The organism is Shigella sp. FC1661 (assembly GCF_001712525.1).
Classification (GTDB): domain Bacteria; phylum Pseudomonadota; class Gammaproteobacteria; order Enterobacterales; family Enterobacteriaceae; genus Escherichia; species Escherichia coli.
On the sequence record NZ_MDGW01000375.1, the window covers coordinates 1 to 1,040 of the forward strand.

At 52.3% G+C, this 1,040-nt stretch carries 2 pseudogenes; one reads left to right on the top strand and one right to left on the bottom strand.

Going from position 1 to position 1,040, the window contains the following annotated elements:
• Positions 1-373: pseudogene (locus BFF42_RS18385) on the top strand (IS1-like element IS1X2 family transposase); the annotation flags it as partial.
• Between the two features lie 21 nt (positions 374-394).
• Here the strand turns inward: BFF42_RS18385 and BFF42_RS18390 are convergent.
• Positions 395-1,040, bottom strand: a pseudogene (locus BFF42_RS18390) (IS110-like element ISEc11 family transposase); the annotation flags it as partial.

Genomic DNA, 1,040 nt, shown 5'->3' on the forward strand with positions numbered 1-1,040 from the left:
CGAACAGTGGGGCTACGTCGGTGCTAAATCACGTCAGCGCTGGCTGTTTTACGCGTATGACAGGATACGGAGGACGGTTGTGGCGCACGTCTTCGGTGAACGCACTCTGGCCACACTGGAGCGTCTTCTGAGCCTGCTGTCGGCCTTTGAGGTCGTGGTATGGATGACGGATGGCTGGCCGCTGTATGAATCACGCCTGAAGGGAAAGCTGCACGTTATCAGCAAGCGTTACACTCAGTGCATTGAGCGACATAATCTGAATCTGAGACAACATCTGGCAAGGCTGGGACGGAAGTCACTGTCGTTCTCAAAATCGGTGGAGCTGCATGACAAGGTCATCGGGCATTATCTGAACATAAAACACTATCAGTAAGTTGGAGTCATTACCCAGCGATTAATATGGTCTGATACTGACGTGGTTCCTGTCATACTTACGGTCATGGGCGGTTATCGCCCATACTGTTCGTGCCAGCTTGTTTGCCATGGCGACGATTGCCACACTGGCTGGACGACGTTTTTTCAGTTCGGTTATCCACGGGCCAGGCTCTTTAGCTACTAATGCCACCGCTCTTGCACCGTGGATAAATAATGTCCTGAGATAAGTGTCACCACGTTTGCTTATCCCCAGCAGACGTACTTTCCCTCCGGAGCCTGTTTGTTTTGGAACCAGACCAACATATGCGGCGAACTCTCGCCCCGATTTAAACGCTGATGCTTCCCCCATGGTGGCCACCGCTGCCGTCGCAATAAGTGGTCCAACGCCAGGAATATCCAGCAACCGCTTACAGGTTTCATTCTGCCTCGCCACGCTGGTAAGCTGTTTTTCAATATCCTCTATCAGTGAGTCCAGCTCATTCAGTCGGTTGTACTGGTTTTCCAGAACCATAATGAGATACGGTGGCAGTCTCTCTTTCATCCGTTCCAGTGCTTCGGGGAACTCCCGCTCCATCGCTGCCCGGCCTTTGTGGATGGTTTCACCAAACTCCAGTAACGTCCCGTGCAGGGCATTAATTTGTGCGGTCCGGAACTTCACCAGTTGC